Genomic DNA, 13,803 nt, shown 5'->3' on the forward strand with positions numbered 1-13,803 from the left:
CTCCTTGCTGTCGCGCCACGGCATGGCGGCCGTCCCGCCGGACTGCTTCCGGCGGGACGGCCTCTCCCGGGGTTCGGGACCCGGGGCCCGGGCGCTACTTCGCCCCGTACTGGTATCGGATGTGCTTGACCAGTTCCTTGATGTCCGGCGCGCGGAGCAGGCTGTAGTGGTCCGCGACCAGGTCCACCACGACGGGCGGCTCTGCGGAGTAGCCCGAGGCGCCCTCGATGAACGAGTAGTCGTCACCGACCGCCTTGAAGACCGTCACCGGCGCCTTCAGGGTGCGCTCGGCCAGCTCGTGGAAGGTGTACTCGAACTCGTAGGTCTGGCCGACGACCTCGATGATCCGCTTCACGAGTGCGGGCTCCAGCCCCTTCAGCTCGCTGACGAACGCGGCGAAGGACTCCGGGTCCCGGCCCGCCCGCAGGCACTCCTCCAGGTCGGGGCCGCTGATCCGGCCGGCGAACACCGAGTACAGGATGGTGGTGTAGCCGTCGTTGGCGTACGAGGCCTCCCTCGGGTACTCGCTGCCGTCGGCGGCCCGCAGCTTCGGGGAGCCGGGGGCGATGAGGAAGACCTCGTCGACCCGCTCGCCGGCCTGCTCCAGCTGCCAGGCGGTCTCGAAGGCCACCCGGGCGCCGAAGGAGTAGCCCCACAGGGTGTAGGGGCCGGACGGCTGGAGCTTCTTGATGGTCCTGATGTCCGCGGCGGCCATCTCGCCGATCGTCCGGTACGGGAGCTCGCCCTCGTTGATCCCGTGCGCCTGCACCCCGTAGAAGGGGCGCTCCAGGCCGATCTCACCGGCGAGGGTGCGCAGGTTCATCGGGTAGCCGCCCAGGCCCGGCCAGCACAGGATCGGCCGGCCGTTCTTCTCGGAGTTCAGCCTGAGCAGCCGGGAGGAGGCGGTGTCCCCGCCGATGCGGGCGCGGCGGGCGAGCTGCTCGACGGTCGGGTGCTCCAGCACGGTCTGCAGCGGCAGGGAGAGGCCGAAGCGGGCGTTGATCTGCCGGACCAGGGTCATGGCGATGAGCGAGTTGCCGCCGGACTCGAAGAAGTCGTCCTGTACGGAGACGGTCTCGCGGCGCAGCGCCTTGGCCCATTCCTCGGCGATGTCCTGCTCGCCCTGGTTGCGGGGGGCGACGAAGGGGCGCTCCACCAGCTCGGCGTTGACCTGGTCGGAGGCCGCCAGCGCCTTGACGTCGATCTTGCCGTTGGCGGACTGGGGCAGCCGTTCGAACACCACGACCCGGTTCGGGATCATGTAGTCGGGCAGGAAGCGGACCAGGTCGTCGCGGATCATCTCGGCGGGACCGCGCATGTGGACGGTGTCCTCGCGCATGCCCTCGTGGGCCAGCTGGATCTCGCTGACCCGGCCGCCCACGAAGAAGTAGAGCGGGCCGCTGGTGCGTCCGGTGGCCGCGAGGACGGCGTCCATCCGGCGGGAGGCCGGCAGCGGGTGGCCGGACTTGGAGCTGTAGCCGGAGGACATGAAGCCCAGGCCCAGCCCGTTCATCATCAGGTGCTGGAGCTTCTTGCCGAGCTCGATGTATTCCAGCCATTCCTCGCGGGCCCGGCTGACGACCGAGATGCCGAAGCTGGATCCCTCGTACACGGCCTGGTTGATGGCGATGACGTGCTTCTTGAGGACGATGTCGTCGGAGATCCGGGTCAGCCGGCCGTCCTCGTACGCGTACTGGCCCTCGGGGAGCCCGGGGATCCGGTCGCCGTGCGTCTGGACGAACACGTCGGCGGCGCTGTCGGGCTGTCCGCCGTCGTACGGGACCAGCTCGAAGGTGCCCAGGTAGTGGTCGTCGTCGGCCACCTGCAGGCCGTCGAGGACCGCGGGGTCGAAGGCCAGGTCCTGGATGGCGAGGCCGTAGCCGGGCAGCACCTGCTCGAACAGGCCGACCATGTGGCCGGTCTCGATCTCCAGGACTTCCAGGATGTTGTTCTTGTAGACCGGCTCGATGCCCCGGTTGCGGCCGATGAAGTGGACCAGGGCGCGGGCGGCGCCGGTGGCGGGCAGCTCGTCGATCAGGACCAGCTGGTGGCGCTGCGGGTGGTAGTAGTAGCGGCCCGCGCCGAGGCCGGCGACGCCCTCCAGCTCGAAGTACATCTGGGTGGCGTAGAGCGCGCCCGGCGAGGCGTAGCCGTACTTCGGCAGCAGCCGCTCCTCGCTGAGGTACTGGCCGAACCAGCGCAGGATCTCGCCGAACTCGGCCGCGGACAGCTCGCGGGCCTCGCGGGAGCCGTGGCCGCCGGTGACCCCGGCGGCGAGCAGCTCCAGCAGGTCGTGCTCGCTGACCCGGCCGCCCTCGTAGAAGCGGTAGGTCTTGCGGGCGAAGACGCGGCGGCGCTGCTCCTGCGTGGGCTCGGCGCCCGGCAGGTCGTAGGTGGGGCGGCCGGCCAGGTCGTGGTCGTCGCGCAGGCCGGGGTTGGACAGCTGCGCCTTGACCTGCAGCTTGCTCTTCTTCGAGGCGTGGTGGGAGCCGTGGGTGCCCTGGTCCATCAGGGCGGCTTCCTTCTCGCTGAGCTCGATGCAGGCGATCAGGTTCTGGAAGCCGGTGCGGGCGTCGTCCTTGACGATGACGGCGGCGTTCCGCACCCAGTCGTGGTTCTCGATGGCCAGCGAGATCTCGTCCAGTTCCACGCGGTAGCCGCGCAGCTTGACCTGGTTGTCGGCGCGGCCGGCGAACTGCACGGTGCCGTCGGGGTTCCACTGGGCGAGGTCGCCCGTCTTGTACACGCGCACCGGCGGGCGGCCGGCCTCGACCTCGACCTCGACCTCCAGGAAGCGGTCGGCGGTCAGGTCGGGGCGGTGCAGGTAGCCGCGGGCCAGCTGGACACCGCTGATGTAGAGCTCGCCGAGCTCGCCGACGCCGACCGGTTCGAGGGTCTCCTTGGCGAGCACGTGGAACGCGGTGCCGGCGGCCGGGCGGCCGATGGATATGGACTGCGGGCCTTCGGCGAGCTCCTCGGGGACCACGGTGAAGGAGGAGGCGTTGATGGTGCACTCGGTGGGCCCGTAGAGGTTGACCAGGGCGACGTCGGGGAGTTCCTGCGTGCACTGGACCGCCAGGTTGCGGGAGAGCGCCTCGCCGCCGCTGAAGATCTGGGTGAGGGAATCGCAGCCTGCCAGCCGCTCGGTGTCCAGCAGGGCCTGCAGCAGCGTCGGCACGCACTGGAGACTGGTCACCCGGTACTTTTCGATGTGCTCGATGAGCCCTTCGGGGTCCGCGTAGACGCCGGGGGCGCCCATGACCACGGTGGCGCCGTTGGCCGGGGAGAGGATCTCCCACTGGGCGGCGTCGAAGCTCATCGGGGTCTTCTGCAGGACCCTGCGGCCGGGCCCGATGCCGTGCTCGGAGAGCATCCACCGCATCTGGCTGACGATGCTGCGGTGTTCGATCATCACGCCCTTGGGGCGGCCGGTGCTCCCCGAGGTGTAGATGACGTACGCCAGCCCGTCCGCGCGGGCCGAGGAGGCCGGACCGCCCTCGCCGACCGGGACGAAGGATTCCGCTTCCCGCAGGGTGATGATCCTGGTCCCGCGGGGGGCCAGGTCGCGCAGCCGCGCGGTGAGGTGGTCCTGCGCCAGCAGCACCGAGGCCCGGCTGTTCTCGATCATGTAGCGGACGCGGTCCTCGGGGTACTCCGGGGACAGCGGGAGGTAGGCGGCGCCGGCGTGCAGGATGCCCCAGGCGCCGACCATCAGGTCGACGGAGGGTTCCACGAACAGGCCGACGCTGTCGTCGACCTTCACGCCGAGGTGTCTGAGGTAGGAGGCCAGGGCCTGGCTTCTGTCCGCCAGCTGCCCGTACGTCACCTGCTCGTCCCGGCAGACGACCGCGATCGCTTCGGGATGCTCGGCGACCCGTTGTGCGAACAGGTCGGGAAGGGACGCGACACCGACAAGGGAAGGCTCGAGCACGCTGGACTCCTGATTGGTCATTTCTGGCTTCCTTGACTTTCCTTCGGTGGTACGGCGGGCGGGCGGCTCGCCCGGTGGAACGGTGGAACGGCGGAGTGGGGGGCGGTCCGGGCCGGAGGGAGGGGGTGACCGCGGGGGCCGGCTGCCCGACTGGGGAGGAGGCGGCCGGCCCCCCGCGGTCACCGGTCCCGCAGGAGTTGCGTGATCGATCCGTTCCGGTGGATCTCGCGCACGGCGCCCGCCAGGAGCGGCGCGACCGACAGGACGGTGATCTTGTCCAGGCCGATCGAGGCCGGCACCGGCAGCGTGTCGGTGAAGACGAACTCGCTGACGGCGGAGTTCTTCAGGCGGTCGGCGGCCGGGTCGGAGAGCACCCCGTGGGTGGCCGCGACGATCACGTCGCGGGCGCCCTGCGCGAACAGCGCCTCGGCCGCGGCGCAGATGGTCCCGCCGGTGTCGATCATGTCGTCGACGAGGACGCAGACCCGGTCGCGGACCTCGCCCACGACCTCGTGGGCGGTGACCTTGTGGGCCACCTCCTTGTCACGCCGCTTGTGCACGATGGCCAGCGGGGCGCCGAGCCGGTCGCACCAGCCGTCGGCGACCTGGACCCGGCCGGCGTCCGGGGAGACCACCGTCAGCCGGTCGCGGTCCACCCGGCTGCCGACGTGGTCGGCGAGCACCGGCATGGCGAACAGGTGGTCGACCGGGCCGTCGAAGAACCCCTGGATCTGGTCGGCGTGCAGATCGACCGTCAGGATGCGGTGCGCGCCGGCCGCCTTGAGCAGGTCGGCCATCAGCCGGGCCGAGATCGGCTCGCGGCCGCTGTGCTTGCGGTCCTGGCGGGCGTACCCGTAGAAGGGCACGATCACCGTGATGCTGCGTGCCGAGGCCCGCTTCAGCGCGTCGACCATGATGAGCTGTTCCATGATCGCTTTGTTGATGGGGGCCGTGTGGCTCTGCACCACGAAGCAGTCCGCGCCGCGGACCGAGGCGTGGTAGCGGACGTAGATCTCCCCGTTGGCGAAGTCGACGGCCTTGGTCGGCACCAGGGTGGTGCCGAGTTCGGCGGCGATCGCCTCGGCGAGCTCGGGGTGGGAGCGGCCGGCGAAGAGCAGGGGCTCCCGCAGGGCGCTCATCCCTGGTCCAGGGCCGGGTAGTCGGTGTACCCGGTGTGGTCGCCGCCGTACCACTTGGACTGGTCGCCTTCGTTGTACGGGCCGCCGGCCAGGATCCGCGCGGGCAGGTCGGGGTTGGCGAGGAAGGCCGCGCCGAGCGCGACCGCGTCGGCGGCGTCGTCCTCGAGGGTCTGCGCGGCGAGCTCGGCGGTGACCGGGACCATGCCGGACGGGTGCGGGTTGAGGATGAACGCGCCCTGCCACTGCTTGCGGAGGGCCAGGGTCTGCTCGCGGTCACCGCCCTCCATGACGTGCAGGTAGGCGACCGGCGGGAGGGCGTCGAGCAGCGCCTCGTAGAGCTCGGCGGTGTCGCTCTCGGCGATGTCGTTGTACGGGTTGGCCGGGGAGATGCGGATGCCGACCCGGTCGGCGCCGATGCGCTCCGCGACGGCCTCGGCGACCTCGACCACGAAGCGGATGCGGTTCTCGATGCTGCCGCCGTAGCCGTCGGTGCGGCGGTTGGTGTTGTCGGCGAGGAACTGGTGGAGCAGGAAGCCGTTCCCGGCGTGCAGTTCGACCCCGTCGAAGCCGGCCTCGATCGCGTGTGCGGCGGCGTCGGCGTGGTCCTGGACGGTCCGGGCGATCTCGGCCTCGGTCAGCTCGTGCGGGACCTGGTAGTCCAGCGGGCCCTCGGGGCCGAACGCCTGGCCGGCGGCCTTCACCGCGGACGGCGCCACCGACTGGTGGGCGCTGGGGTAGAGGGACGGGTGTCCGATCCGGCCGCTGTGCATGATCTGGGCGACGATGCGGCCGCCGCGGGCGTGCACGGCCTCGGTGACCTGCTTCCACGACGCGGTCTGCTCGGCGGTGTGCAGGCCCGGGGAGTTCATGAAGCCCTGGCCGACCTGGCTGGGCTGGACGCCCTCGGTGATGATGAGGCCGGCGGTGGCGCGCTGACCGTAGTAGGTGGCCATGAGCTCGGTGGCCACGCCCTCGGGCGTGGAGCGGTTGCGCGACATGGGGGCCATGACCAGCCGGTTGGCAAGGGACAGCTTCCCCATGGTGACCGGCTGGAACAGCTTCGCGGACATGCTTCTCCTCTGGTGAGGTTCGGTGCGTGGAACGGGAATGATGGGTGGTCGGCTCGGGGCGGGGCCCGCTCGGGGCGCGTCAGGCGCCCTTGACCGCGGCGAGGTGCCGGGCGTGCGCGACGGCCAGCCGGCCGGCGGCCTCGGCGCAGGTGGCGAGGACGGCCATGTTGGCGCGGGCGGATCGCCCGTCGGTGGCCGCGTCGACCGCCCGCATCAGGTACTTGGTGATGGCCTGGCCGGAGACTCCGTCGCGGGCCGCCTGTTCGACGGCTTCCCGGATGGCGGCGTCGACCTCGCCGGAGTCGATGGCGTCCTCCTCCCGGACCGGGGTGGTGACCAGGAAGGAACTGTGGTTGCCCAGGGCCCAGTGGGCCTCGACGGCGCGGGCGATGAGGTCCTCGTCGTCCAGCCGGTGCGGGGCGCGGTGGCCGCTGGTGCGGCAGTAGAAGGCGGGGAAGTCGTCGGAGCGGTAGGCGACGACCGGGACGCACTCGGTTTCGAGGTACTCCAGGGTCAGGCCCAGGTCGAGGATCATCTTCGCCCCGGCGCAGACCACGGCGACCTTGGACCGGGTGAACTGGACGAGGTCGGAGGAGATGTCGAAGGTCTCCTGCGCGCCGCGGTGGACCCCGCCGATGCCGGCGGAGGAGAACCAGGGGATGCCGGCGATCTCGGCGGCGACGACCGAGGAGGCCACGGTGGTGGCGCCGAGGCCGCCCTGGGCCAGGACCACGGGAAGGTCGCGGCTGGACACCTTCGGGATGCCCGGCAGTGCGGCGAACCGCTCGATGTCCTCGTCCGACATGCCGACCTTGATGGCGCCGTTCTCGACGCAGATCGTGGCGGGCACCGCGCCGCCGGCCCGTACGGCGTCCTCCACCTTGCGGGCGGTGGCCGCGTTGTCCGGGTACGGCAGGCCGTGGGTGATGACGTTGCTTTCGAGGGCCACCACGGCCGCGCCCTCGTGGAGGGCCTCGCGGACCTCTTCGCTGTAGATGACCGGGATGCCGGTGGCGTTGCTCATCGGAGCTCTCACTTCTCGTTCCAGTAGCCGGGTTCCTTGAGCAGCCGGTCCCGGTGGGCCCCGATCTCGTCGAGGACCCTGCCGGTCCAGTCCTCCGGGGACACCGGCTCCAGGGAGATGGAGACGGCCTCCTCGTCGATGGCGAAGGTCCGGGTCACGGCGGCGGTGACCGCCTCGTCGATGTCCTTCAGCTGCTCGGGAGTGAAGTTCCGCGGGTAGTGCTGGATGTGGATGTGCGGCACGGGTGCGGTCCCATCTCGGGGTGTGTCCCTCACGGGGTGGTGTGTCCCTCACGGGGTGGGTGGACTGGGGGCGGGTGGCGCACCGGAGCGCGGGGGACGGATCCGGTGCGCCACCGCCCGCTCCGCGGGGCCGGCGGGGGATGTGCCGGGGCGGAGCCTTCGGGGGGAGGAGCGGCCGTGTGCCGGGGACCGGGGAAGGGGTCCCCGGGCCGGAATGTCTTCCGGCCTAGGCGCGGGCCGGCTCCTTGGACTGCGGGCCCGGCTGCGGTTCGGCGTCCGGCGCGGGGCGCCGGGCCGGCCGGGGCTGGGCCAGGACCACCGCGGCGACCACGGTCAGGGCGCCGGCGAGCTGGAGCGGGGAGAGGCTCTGGTCCAGTACGAACCAGCCCAGCAGGGTGGCCGCGAGGGGGGAGGAGAAGCTGAGGAAGGAGACGGCGAGCGCCGGCAGCCGTTCCACCCCGCGGAACCAGATGGCGTACGCGAACAGCGCGCCGATCAGGCCGAGGTAGGCGAAGCCGCCGAGGTTCTCGCCGGTCAGCCGGTCCGGCAGCCCCTCCCCCACCAGCGTGATCGGAAGGAGCACCAGACCGCCCACGGTGAGCTGCCAGCCGGTGAAGGTCAGCAGGCCGACGCCTTCGGGGCGGCCCCAGCGCTTGGTGAGCACGATGCCGGAGGCCATGCTCACCGCGCCGAGCAGGCCCGCGCCGACGCCCACCGCGTCCAGCCCGGCGTTCGGCTGGAGGACCAGGAGTCCGACTCCGGCGGCGCCCAGCACGCAGGCGACGACGTGGACGGACTTGATCTTGTCCTTCAGGAGCAGTGCGGAGAGCAGCAGCACGAGCATCGGCTGGATGGACATGACCAGGGCGGCCACTCCGCCGGGCAGGTGGTACGCGGCGACGAACAGCAGGTAGAAGAACGCGCCGATGTTCAGTACGCCGAGGACCAGCGCCCGCCCCCACCAGATGCCCTTGGGCAGGGTCCGGCCGAGGGCCAGCAGGACCAGGCCGGCGGGCAGCGCCCGGATCATGCCGGCCAGCAGGGGCCGGTCCGGCGGCAGGAACTCGGTGGTGACCAGGTACGTGGAGCCCCAGATCGCGGGGGCGAGGGCGGTGAGCGCGGAGTCGGCGACGACCCCCTTGGAGCTCATCGGAGCACCGCCGAATCGGTGGTGCCGAAGAACCGGTCGCCGAAGTCCCCGATGCCCGGGATCATGAAGGCGTTCTCGTTGAGGCGTTCCTCGACCGAGGTCGTGACGATCTTGACCTGGGGGTGCTCGCGGTGGAGGGCCTCGATGCCCTCGGGCGCGGCGAGGAAGTTGACGAACACGATGTTCTCCTCGCGGACACCGGCGTCCAGCAGGACGCCGATGGCCGCGTTGGCGCTGCCCCCGGTGGCCAGCATCGGCTCCAGGAGCAGCACGTGCCGGTCGGCGATGTCGGCCGGCAGGTTCTGGTAGTACAGGTGCGGGAGCTTGGTCGTCTTGTTCCGCTGGATCAGGACCTTTCCGACGGGGATGCCGGGCACGATCGCGCGGAGCTCGTCCACCATCGAGTCGCCGGCCCGGATCACGGGCACGGCGCACAGGTTCCCGGCGATCTTCAGACCGTGGTAGGTCTCGCCGACGGGCGTGGTGACTTCCCGCTTCTCGAACGGCAGCAGGTCCAGCGCCGATTCGAGCAGCAGCCGGATGATGCGCCGGGAGTAGAAGACGAAGTCCTCGCGGGACGCGGTGCGGTCCCGGATGATCGTGTGCATGGCCCGCAGCTGGTCGGTCTGGGGCAGCTGGTGGACGTGGTGGCCGGTCGCCATGGGAACCTGCTTCTCGTCGGGTCGGGCGGCGGGGCCGCGGGGTGGCGCCGGATCAGGCGTTGTCGGCGGCGATCTCGGCGAAGGCCTTGCGGGACTCGGCCACGAACTTCGCGACCTTGGCCCGGTCCTTGCGGCCGTCGGGGCCTTCGAGACCGGTGTGGGCGTCGACGGCGGCCGGCTTGACGACGCGGATGGCCTCGGCGACGTTCTCCGCGTTCAGGCCGCCGGCCATCATCAGGGGCTTGGGCGAGCGGCGGACCAGTTCGGCGCTGACGGACCAGTCGTGGGTGAGGCCGGTGGCGCCCTTGGCGCCGGTGGCCGGGTCGAAGGTATCCGTAATGAACATGTCAACGGAGTCGGCGACCTCGTCGACCAGGGCCAGCAGCTCCTCGGCGTTGTCGGCCTTGACCACCAGGCTCTTGAGCACGTAGAGGTCGGGACGGTTGGCCTTGAGCTTGCGCAGCTGCTCCGGCTCCACGTCACCGTGCAGCTGCACGGCCTTGACGCCGAGCTGCCGGGTGAACGCGCTGATCTCGTCCGCGTCGGTCATGTAGCTGATCAGGACGCCCTCCTGAGGGGTCTTCAGGCCGGCGATGATCTCCGTGGCGGCCGCCTCGGAGATGTCGTCCTTGCCCGAGGGAAGGCGGAGCGGGAAGCCGAACCAGTCGACGCCCTCCTCGGCGAGCAGGGCCGCCTCCTCGGCGTCGATGATTCCGGCGACCTGCACCAGGTCCTTCACGTCACTCATGGTGGGGTTCCTCTTTTTGGGGTGGATTTCATGAAATGCGCAGGACGAAGAAGCCCGCGTGGGGTCGGGAACCATCGCTCTGCGGTGCTGCCGGCCGTGGGGGACCCGGTCAGATGAGTGACGCATCGGGTCATACGTCACGGGATGCTCCCCACCAGGCTCGGGCATGCCCCGTAGGGGGCACAAGGAGCGTCGTGTCAGATCCAGGTCAACCATCTACAGGCCGATGTCAGGTCGTTCCGCCACCGCGCCGGGGGACGGCGGTCTCGCGGGCCGCGAGGCATTCCTCCAGGAAGGCCAGCGCCCTCAGGTGGTACGTGCGGGCCGCCCAGCCCAGCGAGATGTTGTGCCCGGCGTCGGACTGGCGGGCCACCGTCACCCGCGGGGCGGACAGGGGTTCCAGCAGCTCGCCGAGGGCCACCTCGTCGTGCCGCCACCACTGCTCCTGCTCGGCGAAGGTGAACCGGACGGGTACCCGGACCCGGGCGGCGATCCCCGGGTACGCCCCGGGCCAGCCCAGGACGTCCCGCGCCTCCCGCTCCGGGGTGGGACGCACCAGCTCCTGGCCGAGCCGGAAGGCGCCCGGCGGGTAGAAGCGCAGGGCTCCCCAGTGCCGCCGCCAGGCGCCGCGCGCGTCGAGGGCGGGCAGTTCGTGCCGTTCCACGGCGAAGCTCCGGCCGAGTCCGGAGACGTCCACCCCCAGCAGGGGCAGCTCCGCACGCGGTTCGGCGGCGGCGGCCAGCGCGATCCGGCCGCCGCTGGAGTGCGCCACCAGGAACACTCCCGCGCCGAGGTCCCGGTCCCGGGCGAAGCCGGCCAGCGCCGCGTACAGCAGCCGGGTCTGCCCGGCCAGGTCGAGCCCTTCGGGCAGGTACGGGGCGGAGGCCCCGTAGCCGGGCCGGTCCAGGGCGAGCGCGGTGGCGCCCGCCCCGGCCGCCAGGGACAGCAGGGACTGGCCGGGGATCGCCCGGCCGTCGAAGTAGCCGGCGCTCATCCCGCCGCCGTGCAGGGCGACCACGACGGCGCGCGGTGCGGCTCCCGCGGGTTCGGCCAGCAGCCCGGACAGCGGGATGCCCTCGGCGTCGAGTTCGACGGGGCGGACGGGGGTGGCGGCCGGCCGGACCGGCGGACGGGCCGGAGGACGGGACGTCGGACGGGACGTCGGACGGGGCCGCGGGTGGGGCGGTGGATGGGTCGGGTCCATGGGCACTCCGGTGCTCGGGGGTGTGGGGGGGCGGTCCGGCCGGTCAGCGGACCCGGCGCGGGCCACGGGCGCGGCCGACGGCGACGCCCCAGGCGAAGCGGCGGCGCAGCAGGGTGCGCAGCGGAACCGGCCGGACGCCCGGCGGCAGGCCCCCGGTCGCGTGGGCGCCATAGCGGGGCGCGACGACGAGGAACCCTGCGATCCCGACGGGCTGAACTCTCCGCGAGGGCATCTCAGACGGTGGCCGCGGCCAGGGCGTTCACGGTCCGCTTGCGGCCGGCGGCGCCGTACGTGGCGTGGACGGCGACCCCCGGCACGATGCGGCGGATCAGCCCGCCCAGCACCTGGCCGGGGCCGACCTCCACGAAGCGCCGGATCCCCGAGGCGGCGAGCACCTCGACGGTCTCGGTCCAGCGCACCGGGCTGGTCAGCTGGCTGCGCAGGGCGACGACGGCCTCGGCCGCGGTGGTGATCCGGCCGCCGGTGACGCTGGAGACCACCGGGATCCGCGGATTGCGGAAGTCCGTGGCGATCAGCGCCTCGGTGAACTCGGCCTCGATGCCCAGCAGGAGCCGGGAGTGCAGCGGGCCGCCGGTCTTCAGGTCGATCACCCGCAGCGCCCCGGCCGCCCGGGCCGCCCGCGCCACGTGGGCGACGGCCGCCGCCTGGCCGGAGACGACGGTCTGCTGGGGCTCGTTCTCGCCCGCGACCTCGACGATCCGGCCGGTGGCCGCGGTGGCCTGGACGCACAGCCGGGCCAGCCGGTGGCGGTCGAGGCCGATCACGGCGGCGGTCGCGCCGGGCACCTGGTCGCCGACGCCGGCGACGAGCTCGCCGCGCAGCCGGACCAGCCACAGGGCCTCGGTCCATTCGAGTACCCCGGCGGCGACCAGCGCCGTGTACTCGCCCAGGCTGTGCCCCGCGACCGCGTCCGGCTCGATGCCCTCACCGCGCAGCCAGTCCAGGAGGACCAGGCTGGTCAGGAAGATGGCCGGCTGCATGACCGCCGGATCGTCGAGGTCGGCGGCGGAGCCCTCGCGGCACAGCCGGGACAGCGGGATGCCGAGCAGGTCGTCGGCGGTGCGGAAGTAGGTGGTCAGCAGGTCCGGCCGCAGGGCGGCCGGCTCCTTGCCCATGCCGGGGCGCTGGGAGCCCTGGCCCGGGAAGACGAAGGCGGTGCGGGTCATCCGGTCGTTTCCTTTCGTCACCTGATTTCTCCCAGGAGGCCCCGGCCTTCAGGCCGGGGTGGGGGCATCTCCCGCTTGCTGGGGAGAATGGGTCCTCGGAGCGGAGCCGTGAAGCGGCTGAGTTTTCTGCGCATCTGTTCTGACCTGCGCTCTCATCCGTTGTCAGTGGGGGCTGTTAGCTTGCGGATCGTGACGACGACACCGATGGCCGAGAGCGTGGCCGGGCATGCCCGGTACACGTACCGGCTGCGCGTGTCGTCCACCGCGCTTGCCCTGCTCGAAGCCGAATGGGCGCGGTGCCGGTGGGTGTGGAACGAGTGCGTGGTGATGTCCCGCAAGGTCCACGGCCTGAACAAGACCGCCAAGGAGAAGATCACCTGTGGTCCGGCGCAGCTCGACAGGATGCTGACCGAGGCTCGGCAGTCGATGGGATGGCTGCGTGAGGGTGCCTCGGTTCCGCAGCAGCAGATCATCCGCGACTTCGCGAAGTCCCGCGCGAAGGCGCTGAAGGACATCAAGGCGAAGCTGCCGGTGCGTCAGCGGGCCGGGATGCCCCGCATCAAGCGTAAGCGTGAGGCATCTCCGTCGCTGAACTACACCACCCGTGGATTCCGCATCAAGGATGGCCGACTGCACCTGGCAGGCGGGATCGTGCTCACGGTGGTGTGGTCGCGTGGTCTTCCGTCGGCTCCGTCGTCGGTGCGGGTGTACCGGGACAGCCTCGGCCACTGGTACGCCTCGTTCGTCGTCGCCACCGAGACCGTGATCCTTGCTGCCACCGGCCGGGCGATAGGCATCGACTGGGGCGTGACGCAGACCGCGACCACCACCTCCGACGTCCACGACCTCCCGCACGCCCAGCACGGGAAGACGGCCGCCGCAAAGCTCGCCCGGTACCAGCGGCAGATGACCCGCCGCCGCACGCCGAAGAACCGGCCCGACACCGCCGGCTACCGCAAGGCACGCAAGGCTGCGGCGAAGATGTCGAGGAAAATCGCCCGGCAGCGGCAGGACACCGGCCGCAAGTGGGCAAAGACCATCGTCCGGGATTTCGACGACCTCGCGGTGGAGGATTTCCGGCCGAGGTTTCTCGCGAAGACCACGATGGCCCGCAAGGCCGCCGACGCCGCGATCGGCACCGTCAAGACCGCGCTGGTCGAGATGGCGCGCAAGCACGGCAAGACCGTGCACCTGGTCAACCCCGCGCATACCACGATGGACTGCGCGCACTGCGGGGCGAGAGCCAAGCACCGCATCCCCCTCCCGATGAGAACGTATACGTGCACCGCGTGCGGAACCTCGTCCCCCAGGGACAAGAACTCCGCCCGCGTGATGCTCGTCCGGGCTGGTCTCAACCCGGCTAGTGCTGATCTTGTAAGCCCTGCCACCTGCTAGGCGTCAGGCAAAGTGAGCTAGGAATCCCCGTCCTTCAGGGCAGGGAGGATG

12 protein-coding genes are annotated in these 13,803 nt (G+C 71.4%); 1 reads left to right on the plus strand and 11 read right to left on the minus strand.

Annotated features, from left to right (window positions below):
• Positions 1-94 precede the first annotated feature (94 nt).
• The 11 genes from AC067U_RS20290 to fabD all read right to left on the minus strand — a co-directional run bounded on the left by AC067U_RS20290 (position 95) and on the right by fabD (position 12,357).
• Entirely contained in the window at positions 95-3,952 is a 3,858-nt protein-coding gene (locus AC067U_RS20290) for an amino acid adenylation domain-containing protein (RefSeq protein ID WP_478831123.1), read from the minus strand.
• Positions 3,953-4,110: 158 nt separating this feature from the next.
• Positions 4,111-5,070 (minus strand): ribose-phosphate diphosphokinase, encoded by a 960-nt coding sequence (locus AC067U_RS20295; RefSeq protein WP_478831124.1) that lies wholly within the window; start codon positions 5,068-5,070, stop codon positions 4,111-4,113.
• The gene (locus AC067U_RS20300; RefSeq protein WP_478831125.1) at positions 5,067-6,140 is read right to left on the minus strand and encodes an alkene reductase; all 1,074 of its coding nucleotides are present in this window, start codon (positions 6,138-6,140) and stop codon (positions 5,067-5,069) included. Before AC067U_RS20300 ends, AC067U_RS20295 begins: the two co-directional genes overlap by 4 nt.
• 79 nt (positions 6,141-6,219) lie before the next feature.
• Entirely contained in the window at positions 6,220-7,164 is a 945-nt protein-coding gene (locus AC067U_RS20305; protein WP_478831126.1) for a pseudouridine-5'-phosphate glycosidase, read from the minus strand.
• A gap of 8 nt (positions 7,165-7,172) precedes the next feature.
• Positions 7,173-7,406, minus strand: a complete 234-nt coding sequence (locus AC067U_RS20310; RefSeq protein ID WP_478831127.1) for a tautomerase family protein — start codon at positions 7,404-7,406, stop codon at positions 7,173-7,175.
• Between the two features lie 226 nt (positions 7,407-7,632).
• Positions 7,633-8,556: an EamA family transporter gene (locus AC067U_RS20315; RefSeq protein WP_478831128.1), complete on the minus strand. Its 924-nt coding sequence runs from the start codon at positions 8,554-8,556 to the stop codon at positions 7,633-7,635.
• The gene (gene upp, locus AC067U_RS20320; RefSeq protein WP_478831129.1) at positions 8,553-9,218 is read right to left on the minus strand and encodes a uracil phosphoribosyltransferase; all 666 of its coding nucleotides are present in this window, start codon (positions 9,216-9,218) and stop codon (positions 8,553-8,555) included. Before upp ends, AC067U_RS20315 begins: the two co-directional genes overlap by 4 nt.
• A 52-nt stretch (positions 9,219-9,270) precedes the next feature.
• Positions 9,271-9,966 carry a phosphoribosylanthranilate isomerase gene (locus tag AC067U_RS20325; RefSeq protein ID WP_478831130.1) on the minus strand — a complete coding sequence of 232 codons (696 nt, stop codon included), beginning with the start codon at positions 9,964-9,966 and terminating at the stop codon, positions 9,271-9,273.
• Between the two features lie 229 nt (positions 9,967-10,195).
• On the minus strand, positions 10,196-11,170 hold the full coding sequence (locus AC067U_RS20330) for an alpha/beta fold hydrolase (protein ID WP_478831131.1): 975 nt from the start codon (positions 11,168-11,170) through the stop codon (positions 10,196-10,198).
• A 43-nt stretch (positions 11,171-11,213) separates the two neighbouring features.
• Positions 11,214-11,402: a hypothetical protein gene (locus AC067U_RS20335; RefSeq protein WP_478831132.1), complete on the minus strand. Its 189-nt coding sequence runs from the start codon at positions 11,400-11,402 to the stop codon at positions 11,214-11,216.
• Position 11,403: 1 nt separating this feature from the next.
• A complete protein-coding gene (gene fabD, locus AC067U_RS20340; protein WP_478831133.1) occupies positions 11,404-12,357 on the minus strand; it encodes an ACP S-malonyltransferase in 954 nt (317 codons plus the stop codon).
• Positions 12,358-12,561: 204 nt separating this feature from the next.
• On the opposite strand from fabD, the gene AC067U_RS20345 reads away from it, so the two are divergent.
• Positions 12,562-13,752, plus strand: a complete 1,191-nt coding sequence (locus AC067U_RS20345; protein ID WP_478831321.1) for an RNA-guided endonuclease InsQ/TnpB family protein — start codon at positions 12,562-12,564, stop codon at positions 13,750-13,752.
• Positions 13,753-13,803: the final 51 nt, after the last annotated feature.

It is taken from the genome of Streptomyces sp. NPDC043853 (assembly GCF_056436025.1).

Bases quoted from the DNA above. Each gene is read 5' to 3' on its own strand.
- AC067U_RS20295 (WP_478831124.1), bottom strand. From the start codon at position 5,070: ATGAGCGCCCTGCGGGAGCCCCTGCTCTTCGCCGGCCGCTCCCACCCC.
- AC067U_RS20290 (WP_478831123.1), bottom strand. From the start codon at position 3,952: ATGACCAATCAGGAGTCCAGCGTGCTCGAGCCTTCCCTTGTCGGTGTC.
- AC067U_RS20335 (WP_478831132.1), bottom strand. From the start codon at position 11,402: ATGCCCTCGCGGAGAGTTCAGCCCGTCGGGATCGCAGGGTTCCTCGTC.
- AC067U_RS20345 (WP_478831321.1), top strand. From the start codon at position 12,562: ATGGCCGAGAGCGTGGCCGGGCATGCCCGGTACACGTACCGGCTGCGC.
- fabD (WP_478831133.1), bottom strand. From the start codon at position 12,357: ATGACCCGCACCGCCTTCGTCTTCCCGGGCCAGGGCTCCCAGCGCCCC.
- AC067U_RS20315 (WP_478831128.1), bottom strand. From the start codon at position 8,556: ATGAGCTCCAAGGGGGTCGTCGCCGACTCCGCGCTCACCGCCCTCGCC.
- upp (WP_478831129.1), bottom strand. From the start codon at position 9,218: ATGGCGACCGGCCACCACGTCCACCAGCTGCCCCAGACCGACCAGCTG.
- AC067U_RS20305 (WP_478831126.1), bottom strand. From the start codon at position 7,164: ATGAGCAACGCCACCGGCATCCCGGTCATCTACAGCGAAGAGGTCCGC.
- AC067U_RS20325 (WP_478831130.1), bottom strand. From the start codon at position 9,966: ATGAGTGACGTGAAGGACCTGGTGCAGGTCGCCGGAATCATCGACGCC.
- AC067U_RS20300 (WP_478831125.1), bottom strand. From the start codon at position 6,140: ATGTCCGCGAAGCTGTTCCAGCCGGTCACCATGGGGAAGCTGTCCCTT.
- AC067U_RS20330 (WP_478831131.1), bottom strand. From the start codon at position 11,170: ATGGACCCGACCCATCCACCGCCCCACCCGCGGCCCCGTCCGACGTCC.